Source organism: Actinobacillus succinogenes 130Z, assembly GCF_000017245.1.
Taxonomy (GTDB): domain Bacteria; phylum Pseudomonadota; class Gammaproteobacteria; order Enterobacterales; family Pasteurellaceae; genus Exercitatus; species Exercitatus succinogenes.
Genome location: NC_009655.1, coordinates 1,368,859 through 1,395,499, shown reverse-complemented (window position 1 = coordinate 1,395,499; position 26,641 = coordinate 1,368,859). Strand labels below are relative to the sequence as shown.

The window sequence follows — 26,641 nt, the reverse complement described above, 5'->3', positions numbered from 1 at the left end:
AACTCACTAAGCCTTTAATGCTTCTGCATCATCAAATGTTTCGATCCCCTGAGAAATCAACACAAGACTAGTCATCATTTTTCCGTACAATAGAGGGATCGGTCTGCCTTGCGGTGTCAGATTCTTGATGTTTGAAAATGACGTGCTTTGTTTTTTCTCGCTGTCACTTGTTCCAGTTGTCATGTCGGGGGTTTTAGTTAAAAGTGAAATAGCACCACCTAATATTAAAGAAGCTCCCATAGCCCCCATCATTACAACTCCTGCATCCCAAGCTGCAATAGACGCACCACCAGTCCAAAAAGCTGCAGCGACAAGCACCACTCCAACAATCGCCTGAAATATGCCACCACCTTTGCCGGCACCCGCCATTACTGGCGTAAAGTGAACTGATGACTTATCGTTAAGGGTAATCATTGGGTTATTTTTCAATTGCTCTTCGTCCAAATATCGATCGCGACCAATCCGCACTTTGTAATAACCATTTCGCAAGTGATTTCGCAAGCCTTGAATTTGCGTTAAAAGTCCGCTCATTAATTCCCGAAAATTGCTTACATCAAGTTCGAACGGTTCATTGCCAAATCGTTTAAGATCGCCGTGAAATGTAATTCTTGCCATTGTGAATGTCTCCAAATTGAATGAGTGGATTTAAGCCAAAAGCCATCGTAGGGTGCTCGTGCTGATAATCGTCCTTCGCTGTGATGAATCATCATCTGTTCGCCAAGGTAAACCCCTGCGTGATTCGCCACATCTGCCCCCACTTGAATTAAAATCACATCGCCAAGTTGTGGCGGTTCATCTTGCGGTAGCTTTTCAAAGCCGCAGCGTTTCATGCCGTCTTCGTACAAATTGGCATGTTCAAACCAATCAAATTGATATTCTGATTTGTCAGGGAGTTCAATTCCCGCCAACATATAACAATCAAGCACAATGTTTCGACAATCTTGCTTGTTATTTTCAAATTGCCGTCCAATAAGCGGGGCGATATGCCGAAATTGCTTGATTTCATCTCCACAAACTAACCAAAAATCGACCGCACTTCTGACCTGACATTCTCGGTCCGCCGTGGATAAATACGGTAAGCCTTTTTCAGTTTCCGAATCAGGGTGAGAATGGACTAACGCCACGATATGCCCCAAATCTTCCGCGTGAATAAATTCATCCAGCGAAATTTCAAAGAAGTTGACTGGGTCATCTGCCACGTTTTCACAAGGGAAGTAAATCAGTTCACCATACATATATTCAGAAACAACAAAACCGCAAGATTCTTGCGGTTCACATTGTTTAGCGTGGGCTAAAATATCTTTTTTTAACCAATCATCAATTTTCATTTTAATTTCCGTATTGTGTGGTACTAGGGAAACCGCCAAAGGGTAATACTGCATTTTCGCCAAAACGTAGCTTACAGCCACGAATGCAATGTGAGCATTTATCTTTTTTACGGTCGGTGGTTGGCTTATCAAACTCATCAGCAACTGGACCGCCTGTGTAACCACATTGGGCGGAACGATATTGCCAAATACAGACATCAGAAGTAATCATCAGTAGCGGAATTTTAGCGTTATCGGTTTCTGCTGGGGAAGCCAGTTCAAAAGTGGCTTGTTCATCATCAAGGCTTTTTAGCTGTTCGATGATGTAATAACTTACCGCTTCTTGTGTTGGATCTGCTTTTGTGTTTTTACCGTCGGTGAAATTTTTCGCGTCAAGAAACTGCGCATAAACTAAACGGCGTGTCACCTTGCCGCCTACGCCTTGACCATAGTTTGCTGCAACCCCCGTAACAATGCCGTACAGGTTAGACACTGTTAACGTAGGGCGCGAGCTTGGACCTTGTCCGCTGATTTCAAAGCCATCGGCTTTAATCGGGTAGGCTTGATATTCGTTACCTTGCCACCAAATGTTGGTTCTGCCTTGGCTTACCCCATTATGGAATCGGAAAAGCTCGCCCTTTTGGTCTGAATTAGCAGTGTGGGAAATTTGACGCAGATCAATTTCCCAAAGCTCAATTAATGCGCCTTGTTCCAACTCAGGTAAAAGTGCGGTCATTTTTTGTGGTAAATCTTTAGGCATTACACCACCTCTTCAAAATCACAGGTAAACGTTGTATGCGTTTTTCCTACCTGACGCGGGAACTTAGAACACACCACTTTCACCAATTCACCGCCAAGGGCAACATCCTTAAAATAAAAGGCACGAACTCCGCCATGCTCTTTCATAAAGTTACGGAATTGTGCCGATTCGTTGTTTTTGATTTTGTAAGTGACGGAATATTTACGTAAAAGCGTATTTATGCCGTCTTCCATTCGTTGCTGATAGCCGTTGCCGTAATTCAGTACTTTTCGCCGTGGTTCTTCTTCCACGCTGTAGCCGGGTTGCGGACACCACGACAATGTTTTTAATGCCATATAAACCACCTATGCGAGTAATCCACCAGGGCGACGTTGTTTTTTCAATACTTCAAGCACATTAGCTTGGATAGCATTAGCAAGTTCCTTACCTTGTGCGGCTTTTTGTTCCGCCGTCATTTCCGTATTGCCGTCGCTGTCGATATTGATTGTGATAGATACTTCATTATTAGTTTCTCCACCGGCACCACCGTTAAACATATCGGCATAACTCGGAGATCTACCACCAACGTGACCGCCATTAGCGAATTTTGGAAATTTGCGTTGGTTTAACGCATTCAAGAAGCCGACACCGTAATGATCTACCGTGCGTGATGTCATCACGAATTCGTTATTGGATAAGCGAGCAAGGATGGAATCACTTGTGCCGGTGCCATCTCCGACTACATGACCGCCTTTAGCAAACGCAACACTGGTAATCTGTGAAATCACATTCGCACCAGCCGCCGCTACAGACGCCATATTCGCAAATTTTTGTGCCGGTGTAAGTGCGGTTGTATCCGCCATTGCTTGCGCTACGGCTTGAGAAAGTTTCACGGTCGCTTCGGCAATCGCAAAGGCTTTTGAAATCGCAAACATTGCTTTGTAAGCCGCGGATTGTTTGCCCGCGGACGCTTCTACCGATGACGCCAACACATCAAAAGCACTACCAAGATCATTAAGCCCCGTTGCATATTGCGCCATATCTTCTTGGAACTGCTGATTACGGTAAGTATCAATGATTTCTTTTTTGCGACGCTGGAACTCTTCTTCATTCATCAATTTTTGTTCGTAGAATGCCTGAAGCTGTGCGAGTTCTTGGGTTTGCTGATTGGCTAATTCTTGCCGAGGGTCGTAAAGTGCGCGCATTTGGTCAAGCGGATTGACCGCACTTTGCGACTTGCTTTGCGCATAGTCAAATTTCAACTGATATTCAGCCGTTTGCGCTTCGCCGTCAGTAAGCTGCCCCGCCTTTCTTAGCTCTTCAATCGCTGACAACTCATCTTTTAAATTCGATGACAGCAATTTTTCAGGCGCATATTTGCCCGCCAATTCTAACCGCTCTTTGGCAAAACGTTCTGAAATAGCTAATTTAGCCGTTTCATACTCAGTATGTGACACCACGCCTTTTTTCATATGTTCTTCAAGACGTTGAAACATGCGCTGTTCTTCTAAATCGATCTCGCCAAGACTGGAGCTGCTTTTTTGACGGATTTCATCGTAAAACGATAGCCAGCTTTCACGGGCGTTTTCTCTGCCTTTAGCTTTTTTACCCTCTGATCGAGCTAATGAATTAGCTAAATATTCGTCTTCTTTTTGTGTTTGGATTTGCGCAATGTCATATTCCGAAAATTTGGATTTATCTAAGCTTAAGACGTAATCTTTCGCTTGTAGTTTTGCCTTCTTTTTCGGATCTTTTTCCCGCTGGATTGCGGCTTGTAGTTTCGACTTATCTATTAACTGTTTGGCGGCATCACTCAAAGTTGGCGCAGTCTCCACCGATGGAATTCGAATTGACATACCGGACAGACGCCGCAAAGCTCCGGATAACCCGTCAACGGACACGGCTAAGCCGTCAAAATCACTAACGGCGGAACTTGCCGCCTGCGCCCACGAATCAATTCGGTTTTCGCTTGTGATTGTTAAATCACGATAGCGTTCTACAAAGCCGATCATTTGTTCCGTTTTCAAGGCCAGCTGGTCGGCAATTTCACTAGACGCTTCCTGCGTGGCATTTAGCTTTTCTTGAGCTGTCTGTAACTCAGCCTTGGTTTTGGCCAAGTCGCGGGTTAATTGGGATATTTTACTGCTATTGTCAATTTCTATCTGGTACCCGGTATCATCAGTGACAATTTTCAATTTAGGCGTATTGAGTATTGTTTTCTCAAGGTCCTTGATTGTATTTTCAAGTTTCTTAATTTCCTTTTGTTGCTCAATAATACTTTCTTCAGCTTTAGCTTTATTCGCCGCTAATTGAACCGCTGTGAGTTTCTCCAATTCACCTGTTAATGTCGGCAAATCATTAGCAAACGCCAAAGCTTTCTTGTGTGCTTCTTCTGTTTTTTGAGAATAATCAAACCACGCAGCCGCACCGATTCCTAATACAGTCGTCACCATACCGACAGGACCGCCCAAATAACCAACTACGCTACTCATTCCGCGGGTTAATAGGCTGTTTTGTTTTTTCGCAACATTTAAAGCATTCAATGCGTTTTTTTCATGTACAATCGCAGACGTCAGCGTGGCTTTTCGTTGGATTAATAAGGCATCTGCAACAGCAATTTCGTTTGCTGTTCTCGCTTGTTCCCGTTGCAATTGTGCTAAATTTATTGCTTGTTGAGCTGCCTCACGATTTGCAACAGCAAGATTTGCTTGTGCGACAGTCGCAGTTATTGTTGCTTCTGCCTTCTCACGCACAACTGAAACATAATCTTTCAGCTTGCCTACACCAAGGCCAGCGACAACACTTGCTGCGGCTCCGGCGAATAATGTTAGATGTCCTGATACACCTTGAATAGCGGATGCAAGCCCTTGAGTAACGCCAGTGGCGTTATCCATATCCCCTATCCACTTCATCGTTGCAGAATTTAAATTTTCAAATGCCGCCGAAACAGTTAAGATGCGAGAGGCAAACTGCGAATCCACGCTTGCCTTGGCTTTTTCCAAAGCTGGAATAAGTACATCTGTCGTGAGTTTGCCATCATTAGCCATTGCGCGCAATTCGCCTGTAGTTACGCCCAACCCTCGCGCGATAGCTTGCGCAAGCCCTGGCGTTTGCTCCATAACCGAATTAAATTCTTGCCCACGAAATACGCCGGAAGCAAGAGACTGTCCAAACTGCATTAATGCCGCTTGCGCAGAAGCAGCACTTGCACCTGAAACGGCAACCGCCTTTGAAACCGTTTCGGTGAGGCTTGCTACCTGCGCCTGAGAAATGCCTAATGCTTGCGCATTTTGAGCGAAACGTTGATAGACATCGGAAGTCGCTTGAACGCTTTGATTAGTTTTAAGCGAAATATCAAAAACTGTTTGTAATCGTGCCGCACTTTCAGTCGAGCTAGAGCTGACTAAATTCATTTTATTGCTGATTTCGGTATAGCCATCCGCCACATTGACTAGGCTTTTTGCACCACTAACGAGATTTCCCCCCCAAAAATCAAAGTTTGCAGTACGATTAATGTTATTCGCGGCCCGCTCAATATTATTGAGATATTGAGTTGTGCGATCGGAAAATTGGCGGGCTTTATACTGCGCACGGGTTAATCCGTTCTGAAATTCAACAGTATCAAGCGCAAGTTGAATATTTAATTCACCCAAAGATGACATAATTATGCCCCATAAAAAAAGCTCGCCAAAGCGAGCTCTATAAATTGACTACTGTGTTATCGACCAAATAACTTATCCCATTTCTGTTTTTTGGATAAAGTCGGATTCCGTACAATCTTTACTATATAAACCAAGAATATTAAAACAATAATCCCCAGCAAACTTTCCAAGACAATTAAATTTGAAAATGACGCTGTAGACCATTGCGCAAAATGAGAGAAACCAAACAAAGCTAAGGCAGCAATTAACAAGATCAGGCTTAATTTTGCCATCATGTTAATACCATAGCTTAACGTTGCAAATAATTCTTTCATATGTTATCCCCTGCTACTGAAATAACCATATCAAATATTAATCATCAAATCAAACGACTTTTAAGATAGGCTTCAGTTCCATCATCTTCATCATTTTTAGTTTTATCATTAAAGAATGGCATAAAATCGCCCAAATTAGGCGGATTCGATTTAGAATCTCGATTGATCATTGCCAATAAATGAGATATTTGCGCTGTGCGATAATCTTCGCGCCATTGTCCGAACGGTTGTTCTTGATAGTACATTTCCCATTCAGCATATTCTTGTTCTGATAGTTGGTCGATTTCTTTTAATGTTTTGCCCAGCGCCAATGCTAAATTCAGTTGGAATCGGCGCCGGTTGTTGAGTTTTTTGGGGCAATATCCGCTAATGCTTTACTGAATTGCTCGAAAGTTGCCTTATCTAATTTAGAAAGCGCATTTAAATCATCTTGGTTTTCAACATCGAAAATATTGTTACCGTTTTCATCGCATAAGCGAGTAGCAAGACTGCGAGCTAATCGGTAAGGATCGTAAACCTGTGAAAGTTGTTTTGTAAGCTCTTCTTCATCATTGAAATTTAATTCAATCCCCTGTTTTTGCGCCAGTTTGATTAATTCTTGTTGCTGACCATATAAAGCATGATTCATTTCGCCGACGGTAAATTCCCGCACAAAATATTTTTCACCGTTGATTTCAATCGCAGTTAATTTGGGGGTGTTCTTTAACAGTTTTTCGCGTAATGTCATTTCAAACTCCTAATTCAGTATAGACCGCACCTAAAAAGTGCGGTCAAATTTAACCTTATTTTATTCCGCAACTGGCAATAAGTAATCACGTTTCGATTTTTTAATCGTTACGCCTGATTCAAATTTGCCTTTTACTTCACCGCTGAAGTTTGGTGATGTTTGAATAAAGCCAGTGCCGTATAACGAGCCCTGATCATTTTTCAAAATCATCATCCAAGGGAAGGTTTCTTTTGCGTAGAATTTTTTACGCAAGTCAGCTTGCATTGCAGTGGCCGGCGCATAGAAGAACGTTAATTTAATTGAGCCATACTCAATTTCGCCCGCTTCGGTTTCTGTGCCTTCTGAACACATGGTCGTAATATCTTCTTCACCCAATGTGTCACCGTCGCCTTCAATCTGTTTAATGGCGCAGAAGTTAGACGACCATTTCACCACCGCCACTTTAGCCGTGCTGAAGTCGGTCGGTTTATCTTGTGTTGACCAATCCACTTCATTGGCGAAGGTCAATGTATCGGCTTGCACCGATTTAACAGGATAATAGCCATCAAGAGCGCCCAGGCCCGTGATTTTGACAAAATCACCGGCTTTAGCGCCGTGTCCGGTTGCGGTGATAGTGGCGGCAGGTGTTACCGTACAAGCCGTAATTGCTTTTTCGGTATTAAGTCCGATGCCTAAATAGAACTTTGTCCCTTGGAAAGGGGTAGTTTGTGTTGCCATGTTTTATTCTCCATAAGCAATTTGATAATTGATTACACGACGATGCAGCTTTGTATCGGCTTCATAGTCGCTAAAATCATTCACGCGCTCCGCAAATTCAAACGCTGCGGAAAGTGCGGTCAAAATTTGTTTGCGCAGGCTGTAAATGTCATCCGGATTCGGGCTGTAAATGTCAATCTGTACCTGATAATCATCAAGATCGCCGTCCTCTAACGCCGAATTCGGCGAGATGTTCGGGAATTGATAAACAATCACTGGAAAAGCCTTGTTTGTTTCCGGAATCAGCCCATAAAAACAACGCCCCGACACCAAAGGCGACAGGGCGCTAAAAAGTTTCTTCTGGATCATGTCATTTGCCAGCCTCCGCAATTATTCCTTGTTGCAGTGTGTTAATGATGGCTTGCGCCGCCTGCTCCTTCGATTGCTGAAAGGCGGGTCGCATAAACGGCCGTGCGGGCATTTTTGATGTGCCGAATTCCAAGAATCGCCAGTAAAACGGATCGCGCGGATTATACGCGCCGGATCTGCCGCTTTTCCCTTTGAATTTCAGCACTTGCTTAGTCGAAAGCCCCTTTACCCAAATATAGGTGTTGGTTCTGCCGTTTCTGCCAACTTTCGTTCGGCTTTGAATGGATTTTCGTAATGTGCCTGCTTTACGGTGCGGCACGCTTTCTTTTAAGACTGGCGCCAAAGTGCGCGCTTTGTCACGCACGATCGCGCCGCCTCTCCGCATTGCTTTCACTGCTATGCGGTTAGAGGTCTTCCGTCCAAGGCTTTGCATTGCTTTCTGCAATTCTTTCAAGCCGTCCACGCGAACCGTTATGCCATCCATTAAACCACCTCTTTACACATTAACTGTAGAGATATATTCCGCTCTTGGGTATTCAGCACCGACAAGATTTCAAGCGTGCGTTCGCTGAATTTAACCCTCATTGTCGGCACAATCCCGGGCAAATGACGAAGCCAAATTTGTGTTGTGACTTCTGACTGCACTTGTTGGGCCGCGAAATACTCACGCCCAGACAGCGGACGCACATCCGCCCAAACGGTAGCAACGTTTTTCCACGTCGTCACCGCCGCGCCGTAGTCATTTACAGTATTGATTTGCTTCTGTAAGGTGATTCGATGCCGTAGTTTTCCAATGTTCATACATGTATAAACCGATAACGTTCAATGATTAGTTTTACAGTCGGCGGTAATCCAAGATTACTTGCCCCCTGCGCTTCATTCCAACCGCCGCGATTTTCATACATATATGCCACCAGCATTAACAATGCGATTTTCAAATCACTTGTGATTTCCTGTGCATTTTCGGGCGGTTCGTCCGGCAACGTTTCATAAAGCTTTCGGTTAGTGTAGTTTTCAACCGTGGCTTTTGCGGCATCAAGATAGATGACCAAAAGGTCGTCTTCTTCGTCACCATCGATTCGGCACTGCAATTTGATTTCGTCGATTGTGATATTCATCATGCCCCCAGAATAAAAGTGCGGTCGATTTTGACCGCACTTTATTGATTATTTGCCGACTAAAGCTTTAATCGCTGAGGTATCTTCCAATACACAATCAAAGCGGTGAAACGCTAAGAATGCTGTTTGGTCAAATTCAGCATAACGCTCTACAAGACGTTTTAATGTCATGTAAGCCACGCGGCGCACAACAAAACGATTAAAATCGCCGAAATAAGCGAATTTATTACCAACGCCAATATCGGCAATACCTTGATCAATAACATATTGCTTACCAAGAATCGTTGAAGGTGCGACGCCGGCAACATCAGGCAACCATAATGGGCGATTTTGACCATCCACCAATTCTTTCAACGCTTTAAACGTGTTGTCGTTAAACGCTAAACGCGAGTTCCCCACATTGCGATAAGCCGGATCAACAGAGTGCAACAGCGCGTTAATATCCAACCAATCAACTTTACCAGTGGTTTTTGATGTGGTTGTGCCGGTTACACTTGCCGCTAAGCCTTTAGGCTGTGCCGGTGTGCCGGCACCAGTACCCTGAATTAAATATTTTGCTTCCGCACGGCCGATACGTTGCGCGATACGATCCGCTAAGTAGGCTTCAATGTTAATCGCCGAATCCTGCAATAATTCGTTAGATACGCGAATAATTTTAGAAGACAGTTTTTTGGCGCCAAGGCTTCCGACACCAAACGCCGTATCCGATTCGGTTGCGGCGGTGTTTTCACCGATTAATTCACCTTCTTCGGTAGTGCCGTCGGCGGTGATCCATTCGATAGTGCGACCGTCGGATGTTGTTAAAATTTGCGCCACCTGAGCAATACCGCCGTAAGCTTTCATTTGCTCAACAATGCGTGCCTGCATTTCTTTCGGTACGGTATAACCGCCCTTATCGTTAACGCCGACACCTTGCGCACGCATTTCAGACAATGCTTGACGTTCTTCTTGGCTTAACTCGCCCAAACCGTTACGCAAAAATGCGTTAAACGCTTGAGCGCGCATTTCATCAACAGTTTTTGTTTTTTCGCCGTCGTGTTTAGCACGCTTTTCGGCTTCGACCGCTTCTTGTTCTTTGATGAATTTTTCATCCATCGCACGAAGTTCTTCTTCACGCGCAATTACGGCATCTACACCGTCTAATTCGGTTTTCATTTTGTTCCATTCGGTGCGCTGTTCTTCAGTCCAAGCGTTATCACCGATTTTGTCATGTAATGTACGCATTTGTGCAGCAATATTGCGACGTTTTTCTTGTAGCTCATGTAATTTAGCCATGTTTTTTTCCTTCTATAGAATGAAAAACCGCACAAAAGTGCGGTCGGTTTTTAATGAAATTTGTTTAATTGCCGGAGATCAACGATAAAAATCGTTCCCGCGCAGCCTTTTGATGTACGGCTTTCTGAATATCACCGTTATTCCGAGCTTCTTTCCAAGCATCGAGCGATCGCGCCGTGCTACTCGCCTCTTGATATGCCGGATAAGTCACCGGGCTAACATCATAGAGCCGTGAAATTTTATGAATTTCACGGATAACGACGCCTTCATCATCTTCATACCACTCATCGCCGTTGCGAGCAATATTAAAGGCAAATGATGATTGCGTAATGTCACCACGCTGCAGTGGCGCGATCACTAAATCACGAATGGTTGGCGTATCCGGGGCAGTGATGTCATAACGCAAGCCTTTATCATCCACGCTTAGGCTTAAGGTTCCGGCCGTCGTTCGTCCAAGAATGAAGTTGGAATCGTGGTTAAACAGGCCGCGTACATCATCATCTAATACATCATCGAATGCACCCGGCATAATGATTTCGCGGAATCCCCACATTAACTGCGAGCGGGTATTAAAAACCGAACCATATCCGATAATATGAGTAGGTTCGGAATCTTTACTCTCTGCCCGAACTTCGCCGGCGTAGGAGCGTTTTTCAATATCAGCCATCAGGTTCGTTCTCCTTCTTCTTGTCTGATTCGATTTGTTTCGCCGCATTAACACTGACAAGATATTCATCTAACCCGTCAACCGGGTTCATATCTTCAAGTGTGCGGGCTTCGTTGCGTGACATCCAGCCATCAGTGATCGCACTATGATAAAACTTTGCTCTTTCGGTCGGAGTGCCGCGCATGATGCCGCCAAGGTTAAACTTCACAAAATAACCAGCTTTGCGTTCGGCTTCCGTGAATACCTTACGGTTAATTTCTTGCTCCCAGTTTACGATCCAAGGCATCAAACTGTAACGAATGAATTGAATCGTCTGTTCCGAGATGTTCGAAAATGTCGCCTTTTCCAAGTCGTTAATCATGTGTGCTGGAACGTTAAAAATTCCCGCAATCTCCGATCGGTTCAACTTCATCATGGATAGTAATTCGGTATCAACCGGAGAAACTGTTAGCGCTTTATAGTCAAGTTCGGCAGGCAAAAGCACTGTTTTGTTTTCTTTGTTTTTCAGTTCCGAGCTTGCTTTATCCCAGAACTTTTTGAAGCTCACCCAAGATTTTTCGTTAAGCGGCGTTTTCACACTCACAATCCCTGCTGGGCGAGCATTACCAAGGAAAAACGATCCGGCAAAATCTTTCGCATTCAGACCTAATCCGATCGTTTCCGCGTGCTGCTGAATAACGGATTTACCCGTTTTCAACGACGCACCAAGCGCTTTAATATGGATCATGTCATCAGGACTGATTGACAGCGTTTCATCTTCGCCGTAATAGCCGTAAATATAGCGTCTGCCGTTTTTCAGTAACTGCACCAACCATGGCTCGCGTGTTTCAAGCGATTCGATTTCACCACTTCGGCGGCGGACAATGTGTAAGTAAGAGTTCCCGTGTAAAAGTACCGCACTTTGTCCATATTCCCGCATTTTGTAGGACGTCTGCCAGAAATTCGGACTATCGTGTAACAGGTAAAATAACGGGTGGTCGCGTGCCGGCTCTATGTTTTTCCCGTCTTTGCGCATAACGTGTAACGGTAACTGAGCGATAGCACTTGATAGCACATACACGCAGGCATATACCGCACTTAATTTCATCGCTGTGTCAGCATTGACTGTTCGGGGCTGCAACGTGCCGAATAGATCATCATAAGCACCTTCAGCACTCAAGGGTACCTGAGGATTTTCTAAAGACCGTGCAGCAAATAACTTATCAAAAATCATTTACGCCCCCGTGAAGCGACAACCGCATATAACAGACACAGACCACCACCGACAATACAGGTTTGGGCGATCCCATATTGGAGATAAACGCCGGCACACAATGAACCAAGTCCAGCCAAGCCGACCAGATCAATAAAAAATGTTCTCATAGCGTTAATACCTCGTCCGGGATAAAAATCCCGTCATCTTCATTTAGCATAATTCGACCGATTGCCATCATTAAGGCAACCGCACCATCAATTTTGTTTTCAGGGATTTCTTTCACCGGGCGTACAATATCATCGTTCCCGACGGCAGATTTTCCCACGACATTACCGATACACCACGTCATGATCGGATTGCCGTCGTGATGGAACCTGCCGCTTTCAATAGCGGCCTCTAGTTCTTTCATGGGGTCAGATAGGTTCGTATAGTTTTGTGTGATCGTGATGGGATTTAAGCCTTCATCCGCCATATCGTGTGCGATTGCTATAGCTCCGTGCGGGTCGATTGCGACACAATTAACTTGATGTTCTTTGTTTGTGTCTTTAACACACTCAAGGATTTCGCGATAATCCACTTCCGCCCCATCGGTTGCTATTAAATGTCCGCTATTTACCCATTTTTGATATTTGTCCACCACCCGCTTTAAAGCAGTATCAATGCTGAAAACCGTATCTTCCGGTACAAAAAACAGCGGCGATATACAGTAATAATGACGTTTTCCGTCAATCATTCGACTAAATACCCGCACAAGCGAGTTCATATCCAGCTTCCGCGCCATATCAAGCCCCAAAACCACTTCTTCACCTTGGAAATCTTCAAGGCTTAATGTTTCGTCGTAGCACTTCTCCCAACTCACCATGTTGAAATAAGATTCTTTCGCTGATACCCAAACATTTAAGTGTTTTGTTTTAAATTTATTAGCAAAACGCGGATTGTTGATTGCCTGCTTTTGTTGGCTCAGTAGATAATCACCGTACACTGATACATCAAAGTTAGGATTAGCTTTTCGCAGCACATCCGAGCTTGTCCAGTCGTCGCCTTCATCAATAGTGTAAATCAGCCCAAATAGTTCATCGTTTGGCACAGCGCCATTCAGCATTTCAATCACTTCACGGCGTTTGTCGTAACAAGGACCTTCGATGTTGTAGCCTGCTGTCGTGATAATCCACATTAACGGCTGTCGACGTGCGCCCATACCGGTAAGCATGGTCGTGTAAAGTTCATCGTCTTTATGTTCGTGGTATTCGTCCACGATTGCGCAGCTTGGTGACGCGCCATCACCCGGATTCCCGATCAGCGGTTCAAAGCGCGATCCGTCTGCTGGGCGATTTAGATTAGACGCGTTGACCTCAACCCCAAACGTGGTACAAAGTAATTCAGTTTTCTTACACATCAATCGAGCCGGGCGAAACACTTCCCAAGCTTGTTTTTCCGTTGTCGCGCCGGAATATACCTCTGCCCCAAACTCACCATCAATACAAAACATATACAAGCCGACACCGGCAGATATAGCCGATTTACCGTTTTTACGCGGGATTTCAGTATAAACTTCACGATAACGGCGCAATCCATTGGATTTTTTCAACCAACCGAAAGCATTAGCAACGGCGAATAATTGCCATGGTTCAAGCGTGATTAGTTGCCGCTTTAGCGCCCATTCGCCTTTTGTGTGTGGCAAAAGCTGAATAAACTTACAAGCGCGTTCCGCCAGTGCCTCATCAAACCGAAAAGGGAAATATTTGTCCTTTTGATTGTCTAGATCGTCTAAATGACGCTGACAAGCTTTAATCACCAAACGGCAGGCGGGAATTTTTCCGGAAACAACGTCTTTCGCATACTTATTCGCTTTCTTTACGTTGTCCATTGTTGCATCAACTCCGCAAATGGATTAGTTACTTGATTATCCGCATTACCCATCAATCGCGATCGGCTAGATGGATCAAGCCCAAGCAGTGAGCCAAACTTTGCCATATCTGCCATTGCTTCTTTGAGCGTTGTATAGGCCGGATTCCGCTTAATGCCTGAATCCGTCACAATAACACTGCCGTGCTTTTCAATATCTTGATTCGCTTTCTTGCGGTTTTGATAAGCAATGCAGTAATTCGCAACGGTTTGTAAATCTGTTTTCATTAGCACTTTTTGCGGGATGAGTTCTTTCAGCACAAACCCCCACATGATTTGACCATTTTCATCTAAATCATCGGGCGGGGGAACGTGTTCATCCAATTCGCTAAAGTGCGGTTCATTTTCGTTTAATTTTCTCTTTCCAGGGTTGCCTTGACGGATTTTCACTGCCGTTGGCTTAGGCTTGCGCCCTCGGCCTGGAACTAATGCTTTACCTGTCATTTGGGCGTACCTTGTAAATTTTAATTTCGCGGTTGTAAAAATTGAGTTCCACGGGCGGTTTCCATAGGCGAAACCTATAGAGATTTTCCCACCCCCACCCGTACCATCGCATAGGCTAACTCAATCGCTCTCTTGCTGTTTTTGCTTTGTGGCATAAATCGCACAAGCCCTGTAGATTAGATAAATCATCACTACCGCCATGTGCCTTAGCTATGATGTGGTCGACTGTTGTAGCCGATACATACAATCCTTTCTTTAAGCATGCTTGACATAGATAGCGATCACGCTCTAATACGATAGCACGTAACTTACGCCATTGCGCACCATATCCACGCTGTGATGATGTTCTGCCCTTTTGGTGTCTCACCCAACCGCAAGCTTGATGTTCAGTACAGTAACCGCTTTTATCTGTCGTTGTGTTCCTACACCCTTGCTTACGGCATGCTTTAGGTATTTTTGCTGGCATATACCCACCCAATAATAGGTAGCTCTACCATATCAACTACTTCAACCACGTCTAACGGACTAACGTCATCAGCGTAAAAGCTACCGTCAGCATTATGCCAGCGTGTTAATGGTGGCTCTTCCGTGTATATGCGTTCGACTAATAGCCATTTACCAAACTGTGTTTCATACACCACATCGCATAATTGTCCATTGCGTAGTTTAACTACATCCCCTTTCTTGATATTCATTCTGTCACCTTATTTACTCAATTCTTCTTTCTGCCATTCGCGGATTTTATTAATCCGATTTAGGCACATATCACGCTCACGCTTTAGGATCACCGCATACTGTGTTACATCACCATAAGTGCGACCATCAAAAGCCGTCTTATCCAAGTGTGCGGTAAACGCCGCTGGGAATTGCGGACAAGCTGTAATTTCAGTCTTACTCGCGCAGGAACTCAATAACATTGCGAGGAGCGTCAGCATTAAAAGCGTTGCTCGCTTTAACTTGTTTTGGTATTGCTTTAATAACTCCATCTGATTTACTCCTTGCTTCTGACTCAGCCTTGCTTAAGGCTTGGGTCAGCTGATTATTATATTCCGCATCTGCCTTTAGTCGTTTGATTGTGCTGCTTTGCGTAGCGATGGTTTGCTTGTGCGTCTCAATCTCAGCGTTAAGATTATCAATCTTGTTTGATTGATGGTAAATCCAGCCACACAACCCAAAGACAACCACCACACAAAGCACAAGTAACCAAGCTAATTTAGTTAAACTATCACCAATACCCATATCATCACCTTAATTAAATAGCGGTGCGGTTTAAGACTCTTACGTATACGCTTGCGCCATCTGATTTACTTAGTCCCATAACCGCACCACTAATCTAAACGCCACGGACGCTTTTAGCGCCGAGATCGTAATAATCCTTAATTGATGTGCCGTAGCCGTCTTTAGTTACCGCGCCTGTTTTAGCAAACTTGAGCGCATTACCGGCACCTTTTAAGTGCGCCGCGAATAACAAGCCTGCTTTATGACTTGCGTCGCCAGTATATACCGCCTTGTTTGTCAGATACTTGGCATTGCGGTTCATTAGTTTTATTATTGTTTCGTCTTGCATTTGCGGGCTATTGAGATAAGTATCTTTACCGCCGCGAATAGTCCAGTTTGATTCGCTCGCAAGAAAACCTTTATGCGCAGATGGGCTGCTACCATTAGCAATGCCTTTAGTCATTGCTACCGCCTGGTTATATTTAGCCTGATTAATCAAACCAACATCAACAAGAGCCGCCGCGCCGAATTGATAAGCTCCTAGATAACCGTAACTATTTTCCGCTTTATAATTGCCCGCACTTTCTCGTTTGGCTAACGCCTTTAAAAGTGCTTTTGTTTGTGTGGCAGTCAGCCCAGTTATAATTAATTCTTCCGATTCCATTTTTACACCCTTAAACATTTCAACGGCGAAATTCGTCGCTATCGTTGTAGCTGTCATCACTCTTACCACCAAGGCTTATATCGTTGACTTCAATTTTTTTACGGATCAACGCAAACAAAAATTCACGGATTTTTTCCGCGCCCACAAAGCCAAACAGCCCACCGACAAACGTCGACACATGCTCTCCAACGCCCAAATACGTCAACATTGACATGCAAGACAAGGTGAGTGCACCACAGATTGAGCCATCAAGTAAGCGTTGCCGGTATGAGCTTTTCTGCTGAAGGAACCATGCTCTAAGTATGGCCATAAAAAAAGCCATCACGAACCCCGTAATGGCATTATAGTTTTGTTGTATGTAGGCTAAGACTGCCGCCCACAAGTCAGGGGATTTTTCAGGCATTTTCATTACTCCACCTCGTTTTTATCGAGGCAATAAAAAAGCCCAGTATCAAAATACTGAGCTATGTATTGACGGCAGGAGCGGGAGTTGAACCCGCAATAATTCGTTCACTGGAAGCATTTGCGTGAACGGCTTCTCGCCTTACCTCATTCAGCCATTCCTACCCATAGAACCCACCTATTACAGTGGGCATAAGTTCTGTTAAGATAAAGTTCCCACACAATAAAATAACAGAGGTTTAAAATGATTCAATTAGATGAAATTGATGATGGCTTTTATAAATTTCCTTATCGTCCTGGAGAAAGCCTTTCTGAAACAGATACACCTGCACCAAATACCGGCGGATTTGATTTAATAACCCACCCTGAAATGATAGAAAACATTCCAGAATTAAAATATTCTCCGATGTTAAGAAAATTATTGGTAGATTTAAATGCACCAGAAAGCCCATACATGACCTTAGGATGTGGTTATTGGGCTAATTATGCAGAAAATGAAGTTTCATACTGCTATTTAGAATTTTCTTTCAGAGAAATAAATATTGCCAATAATAAAAACTTTTCACTTGCACTAGATGAAAAGCTTGTCAATTATCTAAATGAAAATAAAGAAGTTTTATCTAAAGCATTTGATGTGCCGCCTCAAGCCATCCCAAACGCGGTAAACCATTTCGAATGGAGATACCGTCCTTTCCGTTATTTCGAGAGCGAAGAACGCACCTTGCTATACTTTCAGGCTGGTAGTTATCAACATCAAGATCTTGAGGTTTTTCTTGATATTTTACATCGTTTTTTAACTCAGTACCTTGTCGTTCCATCATAACCACCAACAAAAAGCCCCGACGGCATAAACCATCAGGGCTGTTAAAATCATTTGTGCGTTTTAAATGTGCAAAACCGCACTCATAGCACAAACTATATACTTTTAGTGTACACTTTGCAAGTGTTTTTTAAAGTGCGGTCAATTTTGGTTAAGTTTTAACGTCTAATTAATCTATGTTTGGGGTATAGCACATCATTATCCCGAATAGTTGGTAATACCCGGTTCCAGTTTTGATCTTCCCATGTTCCGGTTTTAAACTCAGCGGTAAGCTTTTGGAGAAGTGGTTGATGCCGGCGGAGCATTGAACCATATTCGGATACAATACTGTGTGCCTGTGGTGCAAATTTTGATTGTATGCTATCTAATGCCGGCAAGATATAACCGGTAAACTCAACGCACTTGAATAAAGCGAACCAATCCCACGCAAGCTGTTGCAATTCAGCTTCTGTTAAAGCAACCTGCTCTTTGCGTTCATCAATAATCAATTCACCTTCCAAAGGTAAACGAGCGATTAAACTCACGGCTTCAGCAAATTGATCATCGTTAATTTCTTTGTATGTTTTGCCAAAGTGATTTTTCAATGCTGCCCATTGTTTAATAATCACGGACGCTTGTTTGTCTTTCGGTAAATTTTTTGCTCTGCCTAAGACTAAATCTTTAATTGCAGTTTGATGTTCCGCAGAAAGTTTCTCAATTTTGACCGCACTTTGTCTTTCCGCTTTGCCAAAGTGCCAATAGTTGTAAAGTGCCTCAAAACATTCTTCTTGATAGCGGATCACTTTTTCTTTTAAATCAGGCCGCACTTTCTCAGGGTTAATGCTAAAGAGCCAGCCATTGAGTTTTTTCAGTGGCATACAGAGCATTTTGCGAATTTTACCGTCTGCCCCAACCGTTTCGATATCGAAACAGTTGAATTTATCTTTGTTCTTATTTAGCTTAATTGATTGAGCTCCCCAAGATAAACCTAATGCTTCAGCAATAGGTCTAACTGCTGTATAGATAACATCTTCAACTTTTAATGTAATAAGAGCTGAACCGTAGAACGAGATAGTTTGAGTAGAGATTTGATTAGACATAGTTGTCTCCTTGTTGTTCTTACGAAATTTACCCTATCGAATAGGGTGTCGAGAGGTTCGTAAGCCTCAACAAGTAGGCTGGGATTATTCCCCTTTCGGGTATTGTATTCTCCGCCCTCTCGACATTGAGTTTTCCAAATCTATTTTTAATGGCAAGGAAAACAGATCTGCAAAATTTTGACATAAAAAAACCGCTTGTCTGACGGGTGCGGATTGCCGCTTGTTGTTAAGGTTACGACACCTTATGGAGGATAATAATAAAAAAAGCCTGCTTTGTAAACAGGCTTTATATTTTTTATTCAATAATACTTTTATATGTACCACGGATACGCTGTGTTTCATAATACTCTTCTGCTAAAGCAGTCATATGAAAATCAACGTCACTACCTGTAATATCAATAATAACTTGCCTAATATCTTCTAACTTAACATTAAAAAATTCTCTTCTATAGTTAACGGCATTAACTCTACGATCGTTGAATCGATAATGTAACTCCCTTTCTAAGGCCGGGGCATCTTCAGAATAAATAAATGCATGTACATCAAAGAAGAATGGTACACTTGCATCACCTAATTCCCTCACTCTTTCCATTGGGTCTAACCTTCTAGTCAAACCAATTTTATATATATTTTCCCCGAATGACCCAATATTACTAATTACATAGATATATCCACGTCGGGTCTGTTCTGCAAGACTTCTAGCCCTTTCTTCTTTATTTTGGGCTTCAGCTAATTGTTGCTCAAGTAACTCAATTTGCGCTTTTACTGCCGCCATTTTTTCAGCACTAGCTGACTGCAATTCTAATTTAGCCTTTTCAAGCAAAGCGTTATACATTTTCTCCTCTTTTTCTGCATCCGCTATTGCTTTTTCATATTCACGTCTCGCTTTCTGCTCCTCTCTCATTTGTTCTCTAATTAAACGTTGCTCTTCATCTTCTTCTTGTTTTTTGAGCTTATATTGATATTGTAAAGTACACTCTTCAAGTTTTAATTCAATATATTTTATATTAAATCGACATTGAAAATGGACTGATAATTTTTCTAAACTATCAGCCAAACTTTTTATTCTTTCCAATGTTTTTGGATAATACCCTAGTCTTACTTTACTGATTAAAAGATCACAATCTTCATTAAAGGCCAATAACATCAATTTAACTTGACCTTCTAAAGCCCGACGACTATCAGACTGTGTGCCTATCACCGCACCTAACGCAGTTTCCGGAAAGTAGATTGCATCTTTAGCCTGAATTAGTGCTTTTTGCTCTTCCCTTACTCGTTTAATTTCTTCTGCAAATCTCTCTGATGTTTGATATAAATAATCTGGCAGCTCAAAATGTCCGGAATCTGAAAACTCTTCTAAAGTCGAATATAAATCTATTTTACTTTGCAATTTATATATACGCTCTTCTAAGCTATCTCTTTTTTCATATAAGTCACTAAGAGTTGTAGATAAATTGACCTTTTCTTTTTCTTTGTCACTAACTGTTTTTATAAGACTATCGGCATTACTTTTTAAAGTTCTTAACTCTTCGGTTTCAGAATATATTTCATCATATTCATCATTGATTAAGTTCATTTTTTCTTCAATAGAACTCAACTGCTCTTTAGCTTTTGATACCGAATCATTAACTTTATCAAGTTCTTCTTGTGACTCTTCTAGAGCTTTTTTCGTCTCAACTATTGCTTCTTTATAGCTTTTATATTCACCTAACTTTCTCTTAAAATAAATATAAACACCAATAACCAATAAAATAAAAGAGGATAAAATAATAAAAAAACCTACTAATAGTTCCATAATACCTACCATATTTATTTTAAGTTTTTTCTAATATATTTTGTTATTATTTTTTTTCGTTCTTCACAACGCTTTTCATAATCTTTCTTAGCATTGGATAAGAATTTAGAAATATCTTCCTTCTTTTTTAGCGCCAATAGTTTCTCGTAGTCTCTAGCCTCCCTCTCTCGTTGCTTCATTTCGCTAAGTCTACATCTTTCCTGTGCTTTTTTTGCCCTCTCTATCTCCTTTTCTTGCCTTAATAATTCCTGATTAGCCTTTCTTATTTCTTGCAAAGCTTGTTTTTCAAGTCTAATACGTTCTTTTTCTGCTCTCTTAGCTTCTTTTGCAGCATGCTTCGCTATCTTGAATGCGACACCTAAGAGAGATACTTTTCTAGCCATAAAAACTTTCTCACTATTCCAAATAGTTTGTCAGTTTACAAAACATAATTAGATTTTCTACGATCTAGATCACAAAACAGATAAAAGGATTCAATTAATTGATTTTTTGAATAATTTTTGAGCAATTAATATCTCTTGATTTGTAGTGAATATCACTCGTCAATTACGCAAAGAAAACGACTTCACCGCGCAACAAATACCCTATCAAAAAGCTTTCCGCTTCGTGTAACAAATTGTAATAGTGTTTCAGACTGATGTTTTTAAAATGACAAATATCCGCCCGATCATATCGCTTGACGTAAGTCAGCATAAAAACGTGGAATTGGTCGAAGTTTATTTGTTTCATCAGCAGTAACCCTTTATCAATGAGCATACCTTCATCATCACTTAGTGGGTCTAAGTATGGTTTTGTTCTATCTGCCCCTTTTATACCGACTGTCGCGACGGGATAATCCGTTTCCAGCCGTGAATTGCCCCAATAACCAAACCGAATAAATTTTGCCTTAAAATTCATTATTTGTACCCCATTTACGCATTATTAATTCCTTTAATCTTGATGATGGTTTTGCCTTTGGCGATAACGCCTTTTTCTTCGATGGAATATTTGCGAATGATTGTGCGGTTGTCATCTTTGATTAGACCAGCACCGACTAAACTATCAAAAATACCTTTGGGTAAGTTGTCTAGGTCACGAGCGCGGTTATCGGGAAAATAAATCTCTATCTTAATTTCGACCGCACTTTCAAACGGATCGAACTGTTTACAAACTTCAGTTGCAATGCGCTTAAATTCGCGCCCTGCTTTTGAAATGTAATGTCTGCCGCTTCTTGTGTGTTTCCAATAATGATTTACCGACGGTGGATAAGGTAAGGCAATCTCTAACCACTCACTCATAGTTTGCCTTCCTTGCGTAAAATCGCTTGAGTGCGCATAACGCCTTCCGCATGAGCTAAGCGCACAAATTCAGTATCCATTTTGCGCGTTCTGCGGTCGCATTCATCGTGGCAACTACTGCAACACCACGCACCTAAAATATCATCGGGCTTTTGCCCTACTCCATTAAGCCCTGCTATGCGATAATGCGCTAATACGACTGTTTCTGGGTTATGGTTGCAAATCCCAGGTAACCGCACTTGACAATCGCGCCCTTTAGCTTCCTTCCTCAAATCTACCTTTGCCATTATTTAGTTCTCCCGTTTATCACATCAGTATCACGGCGTCCGCTTTGTTGCCACTTACGCCAATCTTTAAGCTGTTTCATCAACCCGGCATAAAGGCGGTCGCTTTCTTGTTTCTTCTCACCCATCAGCAAAATCCTATTAATTGATTAATTTTGTTATCCAATTCCCATTCGCTTTCATAGATATTACAAAGTGTTTCATTCCAGATAACCCCAAATACAGCCCTGTAAACGGAATTGAATTTTTCTTGGCTCATATTCGCAAATGAGATTGACCAACGTTCTTTCGTTGTGCCACCATCTTGGCTTGGCTTAATATCGTAAAACCCAGCCTTTTTCATCACATGATCTAAATAGGCTTCAAGCGTCTTCATCCCCTCATAGTCCAATTTAGATTCGCGGTTTGACCGCACTTTTGCTAAAACACGATCTGCGATTGGCTTTGTTACGTTCTGATAGAGATGTTCATCATTTGCCACTATAGCAATTTCATGTGCTACCGCTTGAGCAATCCATTCTTCCGCTTGGGTTAATACGCTAAATTCAGGTTGCCAATACTCAAATCCAGCGTCCAAAAGTGCGAAAAATTTCTTGTGGTGTTGATAGTTTCGATTATTGGATAGCGGCATAATTTTGACCGCACTTCCAACAGGCAAGCTTTTCAGCAAATTGCGGTCGTAATCCGTTTCCGCCACCACCGCACCATTTGCGTATTTCACCGCATGAATTACGGTTTTCTTTTTCTGCTGTTTACTCGCCATTCAAATTTTCCCAAATCATCAATGTGGATATTGCGGATGACTTGCCCCATATTGCGGTGGCGTGGATCAAATATCGCTAAGTGATTGCCACGACAAACATCGGTCCAGTCGCCTGTTTCAGGGCTTACGAACTTAATGCGTCCACCAACAATAAAGCGGATTTCAGTTGCCTTCCGTGTAATAAGCGAAAACCATTCCGTGCTAATATCAACCGGTAACAACATCACCACCAAGCAGTTATAATATTCGAACAATTCAATGGACCGCTTGATAAAACTTAACGGATCGCTAAATGGCGGATTGATGAAAATACGCTCGTTCTGAAGCTGGTAAGTTAAGAAATCCATTTCAGGCGTGACATATCGATCGCACTTTGCGTTATTCGGTAATGCAGCGCCATCAAGTGTAAAATTAAATTCCGCATCAAGCGGCAAGAACAACGAAAGCGGTGTTGGGTAAGTATCTTTATCAAATTTGCTCATATGAAATCCTTAAGCTGTAACAGTGTTTTGAGTTTTATTGCCGCGCAATATGGAGCGCATTTTTGCCAAGTAATCCATGGCTTTTTCATCAGTCACCTTGATTTTGACTGTTTTCGGGATTTGGCGACGGCGCTCAGGGATTGATTCGCCACTGGATAATCTGCCAGCCCATGCATCCAACGTTTCTTTTACGCCGGCGTCAAATTGCTTGTCATTCCAGCGATTAACCTTGCATTTGCGATACACGTCGGTGATTAACCAGTATTCGAGGTCGCTTGCAAAGGCGAATTGGTCTTCCAGCTCAAAGCCATACCCCATAAACGCCTTTGCGCGTCTTGCCAATTCGTCGGCGCTTGGTAAGCCCAGATGTGCGTACTTATTACCAGCCTTGCACCAGCCGATAAACTCGCCCACACTTGGCAAATAACCATTTGGCTTTGCTCGCGCAGCTGCCATGCCACGTTTCACTTGCTCAAAAGTTTTAATTTCATTCTCGGCAAAACCTAAAATCCATTGTTGCTTCAGAATGTCTAATTGCTCTCCGCTGATGGTGAGTAGGATTGGGCAGCTCGCGGTTAAGTTCTCAAAAATCCGATCAACCATGTCTTTCGCACGTTCAGGGACGTAAGTTGAGCGCACTTGCTGTTTTTGTGTTAATTGATTCATCAAAATACCTCCGCCATTTTCTCAGGGGTTGCCCAGTCTCTTGCGTTTTTCTCGGCAAATGATTCTTTGCGTTTAGTTGATTCACTGAACTGCTGTTTAATCACAAGCTGATCCCATTTTTCACGTAATTTTGCTGGACTAAGAATATTTGCAGCCCAGAATGAATCTTGGTTTGCCCATTTGAACAATTCACAAATATCTTTGTGAGTTCGTTTATCACGTTCACGCATAAGCCTGATTTCGTTTGCCCAAGAGGCAATATTTGGCACTCTTGCGTTCGGATTGATATTTTTGATTAAGCTAAAAATCCAATTAGCTGCCTTCAAGTCATCGTCAGAATAGGAGATTTTTTTCTCTCCGTCGGCGGGAAATTTTTTCCCGACGTAGTATTATTTGTGTTTTGTATAGTGTGTTTTATATTGGGTTTTGTATGTTCACTTTCTGAACTAGTGACTAGTTCACTTTCTGAACTAGTGATGTTCACTTTCTGAACTAGTTCACTTTCCGAACTAGTTCGGTTTTTGAACAAGTCAGCTTCTGAAACAGTCGTAATTTTTGAAAAATCAAGAGAATACACGCCAGTATTTCTTGCACCTGTTGTTCTGATAAATAATCCACGATCAACAAGGCTTTTGCAGGCATCAATAACTTGCGTTTTTCCTGCGCCTGTAAATTCAACAAACTGAGAAATTGAAATAGCATCACAATCTTTCCCCCAGCCCGTAGTTTTGCGAACAACAAGCGAATAGCATTTAAATTCAACGCCAGTTAAGTGTCGCATTAGTTCATCGACAATCGCATTAGGAGTTTGAAAGGAATTAGCTATAAATCTGCGATCACTCATTCCGCCACCTCATTCATAAAATATTCCGCCACACGCTTACCTCTCGCCACAGTCACCATACGACGCTGAATATCGTGTCCTTGTTGTTTTAAATCATAGATACGTGCACCAAGACGGGTACAACCAAAGCGTTCATACGCTAATAATTGCGTCAGCCTTTCGCCGTTACGAAGTGCGGTCAAAATCATCTTGCATTGCGTTTTACTTGATGTTTCATTCGCGTTAAGATTTCCGCTTGATTTTTGTTTTAACATGCCTGATAATCCTCCCATCGGATGATAGTTCCTTTATATAAATTCGCCGATACTAACCGCCGGAAACGGCGGTTTTTCATTGCCGTTTATTCAGCGTGATGACGCATTCAACCGAATGCTGTGTCGCCGCTAAATGCTTGCTTAACAATCTGCGGATTAAATCTTCTTCCGAAGTTGTAATTTCGCCATCTGCCAGTGCACTTTCTAACGCCTTAAACAACAGCCCGCGCGCTGATAATTCACGTAGCTGCAGCGTTGAAATTTCCACTGCGTCTAATTCGCTTGCGTCGGCATCCGGCACAAACCGTCCACCGGCAGTTCGGCACAGTTCATCGATAAAATCTGTACAGCCATATTCAAGCTGCAGTGCAACAAGCTCTTCGTTCTTAAAACGCTGCCCTTTTGTCTGATACAAGCGGTTGTTTAACTCCGCTTCCGAAAATCCCAAGAATCCCGCAACCGCACTTTTACCACCCGGTATCTTCTCGATCATTTCGATAATGATTTGCTTCATCGCCATAATTTTTGCCCTATTTTTATGGTTTTCTTTTGGATTGATGTTGGTAAATTAATCACGAGTAAGCGATTTAAGTATTTCAATCTCGCCGATCTTTCCATCAGTGGCTTTAGCAATTAAAGGGATGTATTTAGCACTTATCCCTCCGCCATTTAGCCAAAAGCTAACGGATACTTGAGAAACTCCGCATTTTTGGCTGAGGCTTGCTTGAGACCCACAGATGGAAATTGCTTTTTCTATAACTTTGTTTTTCATGAATTATCTCTTATAGACAAATTATTCTTATAAAGAATATAAGATATTTTATGAAATGTAAAGCTTATCTTATTTGAATTTATATAAGCTTGCTTATAACATTCCTCAATAAATTAGGAGGTACGATGAAAACACTGCCAGAAAGATTATTATTTGCGATGCAGCAAAAAGGGCTAAATCAAGCAGAATTGGCCTCTATGTCCGGAACATCACAAGTAACAATAAGTAATATTCTCAACGGAGTTACCGATGTTCCTAGAAAGGGGTTAGAAATAGCGAATGCTTTAGATGTTTCTTTAAATTGGCTACTAACTGGTGTCGAAGATAGCGTTACTGTTTCGACTAAAAGCGGAAAAAACGATTCAATAATTATGACACTATTGGATAATCGACTTGCTGCTGGTGATGGCGTCATCAATCTTGACTACCCGGACACGATCCGTTCTATCGAGTTTTCTGCTGAAAAATTTATGGAATTATTCCGGCGCAAAACGGCAAATAACCTATCAATGGCGATCATCGATGGGAATAGCATGTACGACCCAAACAACGAAGAAATAAGCCTTAAACACGGCGATGTTGTGTTTATCGATACATCGATCCAAGAATTCAAAAATGATGGCATCTATGCTTTTGTATTTGAAGGGCAAGCCAGAATCAAACGTTTGCAATATATGAGCGGCTATCGCCTTAAAGTGATTTCGGATAACCCGACTTATGAGACAGAAATTCTAGAAAAAGAACAAGTTGAGCAAATTCATTTTATCGGACAGTTAATCAAGAAAATGCCGATGGAAATGTTCGATCTGTAACCGTAGCAAGAGAGCGAATAGAGGCGCTGTAAAAGTGTAAAGGAAAGGACTGATGTACTCTTACCAGCGGGATATTAAACAAAAGGTTACA

At 42.4% G+C, this 26,641-nt stretch carries 42 protein-coding genes and 1 tRNA gene; 2 read left to right on the top strand and 41 right to left on the bottom strand.

Annotation, left to right across the window (positions count from 1 at the left end; translation table 11 throughout):
• Positions 1–6: 6 nt before the first annotated feature.
• The 26 genes from ASUC_RS06570 to ASUC_RS11245 all read right to left on the bottom strand — a co-directional run bounded on the left by ASUC_RS06570 (position 7) and on the right by ASUC_RS11245 (position 16,868).
• Positions 7–615 carry a tail assembly protein gene (locus ASUC_RS06570; RefSeq protein ID WP_012072990.1) on the bottom strand — a complete coding sequence of 203 codons (609 nt, stop codon included), beginning with the start codon at positions 613–615 and terminating at the stop codon, positions 7–9.
• Entirely contained in the window at positions 549–1,328 is a 780-nt protein-coding gene (locus ASUC_RS06565) for a C40 family peptidase (RefSeq protein ID WP_012072989.1), read from the bottom strand. Before ASUC_RS06565 ends, ASUC_RS06570 begins: the two co-directional genes overlap by 67 nt.
• Before the next feature lies 1 nt (position 1,329).
• Positions 1,330–2,067 (bottom strand): phage minor tail protein L, encoded by a 738-nt coding sequence (locus tag ASUC_RS06560; RefSeq protein ID WP_012072988.1) that lies wholly within the window; start codon positions 2,065–2,067, stop codon positions 1,330–1,332.
• Positions 2,067–2,402, bottom strand: a complete 336-nt coding sequence (locus tag ASUC_RS06555) for a phage tail protein (RefSeq protein WP_012072987.1) — start codon at positions 2,400–2,402, stop codon at positions 2,067–2,069. The genes ASUC_RS06560 and ASUC_RS06555 overlap by 1 nt, the downstream gene beginning before the upstream one ends.
• A 9-nt stretch (positions 2,403–2,411) precedes the next feature.
• Positions 2,412–5,708 carry a tape measure protein gene (locus tag ASUC_RS06550; protein WP_012072986.1) on the bottom strand — a complete coding sequence of 1,099 codons (3,297 nt, stop codon included), beginning with the start codon at positions 5,706–5,708 and terminating at the stop codon, positions 2,412–2,414.
• A 56-nt stretch (positions 5,709–5,764) separates the two neighbouring features.
• On the bottom strand, positions 5,765–6,022 hold the full coding sequence (locus ASUC_RS06545; protein ID WP_012072985.1) for a hypothetical protein: 258 nt from the start codon (positions 6,020–6,022) through the stop codon (positions 5,765–5,767).
• 44 nt (positions 6,023–6,066) lie between these two features.
• On the bottom strand, positions 6,067–6,333 hold the full coding sequence (locus ASUC_RS06540; protein ID WP_012072984.1) for a DUF4035 domain-containing protein: 267 nt from the start codon (positions 6,331–6,333) through the stop codon (positions 6,067–6,069).
• Positions 6,334–6,341: 8 nt separating this feature from the next.
• The gene (locus ASUC_RS06535) at positions 6,342–6,749 is read right to left on the bottom strand and encodes a hypothetical protein (RefSeq protein WP_012072983.1); all 408 of its coding nucleotides are present in this window, start codon (positions 6,747–6,749) and stop codon (positions 6,342–6,344) included.
• Positions 6,750–6,809: 60 nt separating this feature from the next.
• Positions 6,810–7,466 carry a hypothetical protein gene (locus ASUC_RS06530; protein WP_012072982.1) on the bottom strand — a complete coding sequence of 219 codons (657 nt, stop codon included), beginning with the start codon at positions 7,464–7,466 and terminating at the stop codon, positions 6,810–6,812.
• A 3-nt stretch (positions 7,467–7,469) separates the two neighbouring features.
• Positions 7,470–7,814, bottom strand: a complete 345-nt coding sequence (locus ASUC_RS06525; protein WP_012072981.1) for a DUF3168 domain-containing protein — start codon at positions 7,812–7,814, stop codon at positions 7,470–7,472.
• Position 7,815: 1 nt separating this feature from the next.
• On the bottom strand, positions 7,816–8,298 hold the full coding sequence (locus ASUC_RS06520; protein ID WP_012072980.1) for an HK97-gp10 family putative phage morphogenesis protein: 483 nt from the start codon (positions 8,296–8,298) through the stop codon (positions 7,816–7,818).
• A complete protein-coding gene (locus ASUC_RS06515; RefSeq protein WP_012072979.1) occupies positions 8,298–8,615 on the bottom strand; it encodes a phage head closure protein in 318 nt (105 codons plus the stop codon). Before ASUC_RS06515 ends, ASUC_RS06520 begins: the two co-directional genes overlap by 1 nt.
• Positions 8,612–8,935, bottom strand: a complete 324-nt coding sequence (locus ASUC_RS06510; protein WP_318248748.1) for a head-tail connector protein — start codon at positions 8,933–8,935, stop codon at positions 8,612–8,614. Before ASUC_RS06510 ends, ASUC_RS06515 begins: the two co-directional genes overlap by 4 nt.
• Positions 8,936–8,980: 45 nt before the next feature.
• Positions 8,981–10,207, bottom strand: a complete 1,227-nt coding sequence (locus ASUC_RS06505) for a phage major capsid protein (RefSeq protein ID WP_012072977.1) — start codon at positions 10,205–10,207, stop codon at positions 8,981–8,983.
• A 64-nt stretch (positions 10,208–10,271) separates the two neighbouring features.
• Positions 10,272–10,874, bottom strand: a complete 603-nt coding sequence (locus ASUC_RS06500; RefSeq protein ID WP_012072976.1) for an HK97 family phage prohead protease — start codon at positions 10,872–10,874, stop codon at positions 10,272–10,274.
• The gene (locus ASUC_RS06495; RefSeq protein WP_012072975.1) at positions 10,867–12,087 is read right to left on the bottom strand and encodes a phage portal protein; all 1,221 of its coding nucleotides are present in this window, start codon (positions 12,085–12,087) and stop codon (positions 10,867–10,869) included. The genes ASUC_RS06500 and ASUC_RS06495 overlap by 8 nt, the downstream gene beginning before the upstream one ends.
• Positions 12,084–12,236 (bottom strand): hypothetical protein, encoded by a 153-nt coding sequence (locus ASUC_RS11290; protein ID WP_012072974.1) that lies wholly within the window; start codon positions 12,234–12,236, stop codon positions 12,084–12,086. The genes ASUC_RS06495 and ASUC_RS11290 overlap by 4 nt, the downstream gene beginning before the upstream one ends.
• Positions 12,233–13,936: a terminase large subunit gene (locus tag ASUC_RS06490; RefSeq protein ID WP_012072973.1), complete on the bottom strand. Its 1,704-nt coding sequence runs from the start codon at positions 13,934–13,936 to the stop codon at positions 12,233–12,235. The genes ASUC_RS11290 and ASUC_RS06490 overlap by 4 nt, the downstream gene beginning before the upstream one ends.
• On the bottom strand, positions 13,924–14,418 hold the full coding sequence (locus tag ASUC_RS06485; protein WP_012072972.1) for a phage terminase small subunit P27 family: 495 nt from the start codon (positions 14,416–14,418) through the stop codon (positions 13,924–13,926). The genes ASUC_RS06490 and ASUC_RS06485 overlap by 13 nt, the downstream gene beginning before the upstream one ends.
• 115 nt (positions 14,419–14,533) lie before the next feature.
• Positions 14,534–14,884: an HNH endonuclease gene (locus tag ASUC_RS11135; RefSeq protein WP_012072971.1), complete on the bottom strand. Its 351-nt coding sequence runs from the start codon at positions 14,882–14,884 to the stop codon at positions 14,534–14,536.
• Complete coding sequence (locus ASUC_RS06475; RefSeq protein WP_012072970.1) at positions 14,865–15,113, bottom strand: hypothetical protein; 249 nt, start codon at positions 15,111–15,113, stop codon at positions 14,865–14,867. The genes ASUC_RS11135 and ASUC_RS06475 overlap by 20 nt, the downstream gene beginning before the upstream one ends.
• Before the next feature lie 9 nt (positions 15,114–15,122).
• A complete protein-coding gene (gene lysC, locus ASUC_RS11420) occupies positions 15,123–15,335 on the bottom strand; it encodes an Rz1-like lysis system protein LysC (RefSeq protein WP_143228904.1) in 213 nt (70 codons plus the stop codon).
• Positions 15,310–15,657, bottom strand: a complete 348-nt coding sequence (locus ASUC_RS06470; RefSeq protein ID WP_041834636.1) for a DUF2570 family protein — start codon at positions 15,655–15,657, stop codon at positions 15,310–15,312. The genes lysC and ASUC_RS06470 overlap by 26 nt, the downstream gene beginning before the upstream one ends.
• Before the next feature lie 94 nt (positions 15,658–15,751).
• On the bottom strand, positions 15,752–16,357 hold the full coding sequence (locus tag ASUC_RS06465; RefSeq protein ID WP_143228885.1) for a lysozyme family protein: 606 nt from the start codon (positions 16,355–16,357) through the stop codon (positions 15,752–15,754).
• Complete coding sequence (locus tag ASUC_RS06460) at positions 16,320–16,709, bottom strand: phage holin, lambda family (protein ID WP_012072967.1); 390 nt, start codon at positions 16,707–16,709, stop codon at positions 16,320–16,322. The genes ASUC_RS06465 and ASUC_RS06460 overlap by 38 nt, the downstream gene beginning before the upstream one ends.
• Positions 16,710–16,775: 66 nt before the next feature.
• A tRNA-OTHER gene (locus tag ASUC_RS11245) sits at positions 16,776–16,868 on the bottom strand.
• Positions 16,869–16,946: 78 nt separating this feature from the next.
• Between ASUC_RS11245 and ASUC_RS06455 the strand changes: the two genes are divergently transcribed.
• A complete protein-coding gene (locus ASUC_RS06455) occupies positions 16,947–17,525 on the top strand; it encodes a hypothetical protein (RefSeq protein WP_012072966.1) in 579 nt (192 codons plus the stop codon).
• A 155-nt stretch (positions 17,526–17,680) separates the two neighbouring features.
• Here ASUC_RS06455 and ASUC_RS11125 read toward each other — a convergent pair whose 3' ends face one another.
• From ASUC_RS11125 to ASUC_RS06385, 15 genes are all read right to left on the bottom strand, one after another.
• Positions 17,681–18,601 (bottom strand): phage antirepressor N-terminal domain-containing protein, encoded by a 921-nt coding sequence (locus ASUC_RS11125; protein ID WP_012072965.1) that lies wholly within the window; start codon positions 18,599–18,601, stop codon positions 17,681–17,683.
• A 295-nt stretch (positions 18,602–18,896) separates the two neighbouring features.
• Positions 18,897–20,396, bottom strand: a complete 1,500-nt coding sequence (locus ASUC_RS06445; protein ID WP_041834635.1) for a DUF4041 domain-containing protein — start codon at positions 20,394–20,396, stop codon at positions 18,897–18,899.
• 14 nt (positions 20,397–20,410) lie between these two features.
• Positions 20,411–20,779 carry a hypothetical protein gene (locus ASUC_RS06440; protein ID WP_041834634.1) on the bottom strand — a complete coding sequence of 123 codons (369 nt, stop codon included), beginning with the start codon at positions 20,777–20,779 and terminating at the stop codon, positions 20,411–20,413.
• Positions 20,780–20,942: 163 nt separating this feature from the next.
• A complete protein-coding gene (locus tag ASUC_RS06435) occupies positions 20,943–21,293 on the bottom strand; it encodes an antiterminator Q family protein (protein ID WP_012072963.1) in 351 nt (116 codons plus the stop codon).
• Between the two features lie 14 nt (positions 21,294–21,307).
• Positions 21,308–21,673, bottom strand: coding sequence for a RusA family crossover junction endodeoxyribonuclease (locus ASUC_RS06430; protein WP_012072962.1), 366 nt, complete (start codon positions 21,671–21,673; stop codon positions 21,308–21,310).
• Positions 21,670–21,960: a DUF1364 domain-containing protein gene (locus ASUC_RS06425; protein WP_012072961.1), complete on the bottom strand. Its 291-nt coding sequence runs from the start codon at positions 21,958–21,960 to the stop codon at positions 21,670–21,672. The genes ASUC_RS06430 and ASUC_RS06425 overlap by 4 nt, the downstream gene beginning before the upstream one ends.
• The gene (locus tag ASUC_RS11365; RefSeq protein ID WP_281256849.1) at positions 21,960–22,085 is read right to left on the bottom strand and encodes a hypothetical protein; all 126 of its coding nucleotides are present in this window, start codon (positions 22,083–22,085) and stop codon (positions 21,960–21,962) included. Before ASUC_RS11365 ends, ASUC_RS06425 begins: the two co-directional genes overlap by 1 nt.
• A complete protein-coding gene (locus ASUC_RS06420) occupies positions 22,085–22,720 on the bottom strand; it encodes a DUF1367 family protein (RefSeq protein WP_012072960.1) in 636 nt (211 codons plus the stop codon). The genes ASUC_RS11365 and ASUC_RS06420 overlap by 1 nt, the downstream gene beginning before the upstream one ends.
• Positions 22,687–23,202: a DNA N-6-adenine-methyltransferase gene (locus ASUC_RS06415; RefSeq protein WP_012072959.1), complete on the bottom strand. Its 516-nt coding sequence runs from the start codon at positions 23,200–23,202 to the stop codon at positions 22,687–22,689. Before ASUC_RS06415 ends, ASUC_RS06420 begins: the two co-directional genes overlap by 34 nt.
• 9 nt (positions 23,203–23,211) lie before the next feature.
• Positions 23,212–23,868, bottom strand: a complete 657-nt coding sequence (locus ASUC_RS06410) for a replication protein P (protein ID WP_012072958.1) — start codon at positions 23,866–23,868, stop codon at positions 23,212–23,214.
• A complete protein-coding gene (locus ASUC_RS06405; protein WP_083757689.1) occupies positions 23,868–24,194 on the bottom strand; it encodes a hypothetical protein in 327 nt (108 codons plus the stop codon). Before ASUC_RS06405 ends, ASUC_RS06410 begins: the two co-directional genes overlap by 1 nt.
• The gene (locus ASUC_RS11010) at positions 24,191–24,712 is read right to left on the bottom strand and encodes a replication protein (protein ID WP_049752184.1); all 522 of its coding nucleotides are present in this window, start codon (positions 24,710–24,712) and stop codon (positions 24,191–24,193) included. The genes ASUC_RS06405 and ASUC_RS11010 overlap by 4 nt, the downstream gene beginning before the upstream one ends.
• Positions 24,709–24,966, bottom strand: a complete 258-nt coding sequence (locus ASUC_RS06395) for a helix-turn-helix domain-containing protein (RefSeq protein ID WP_041834633.1) — start codon at positions 24,964–24,966, stop codon at positions 24,709–24,711. The genes ASUC_RS11010 and ASUC_RS06395 overlap by 4 nt, the downstream gene beginning before the upstream one ends.
• A gap of 76 nt (positions 24,967–25,042) precedes the next feature.
• Entirely contained in the window at positions 25,043–25,486 is a 444-nt protein-coding gene (locus ASUC_RS06390; protein WP_012072956.1) for a YmfL family putative regulatory protein, read from the bottom strand.
• 48 nt (positions 25,487–25,534) lie between these two features.
• A complete protein-coding gene (locus tag ASUC_RS06385) occupies positions 25,535–25,738 on the bottom strand; it encodes a YdaS family helix-turn-helix protein (RefSeq protein ID WP_012072955.1) in 204 nt (67 codons plus the stop codon).
• Positions 25,739–25,863: 125 nt separating this feature from the next.
• Between ASUC_RS06385 and ASUC_RS11005 the strand changes: the two genes are divergently transcribed.
• Entirely contained in the window at positions 25,864–26,550 is a 687-nt protein-coding gene (locus ASUC_RS11005) for an XRE family transcriptional regulator (protein ID WP_012072954.1), read from the top strand.
• Positions 26,551–26,641 lie beyond the last annotated feature (91 nt).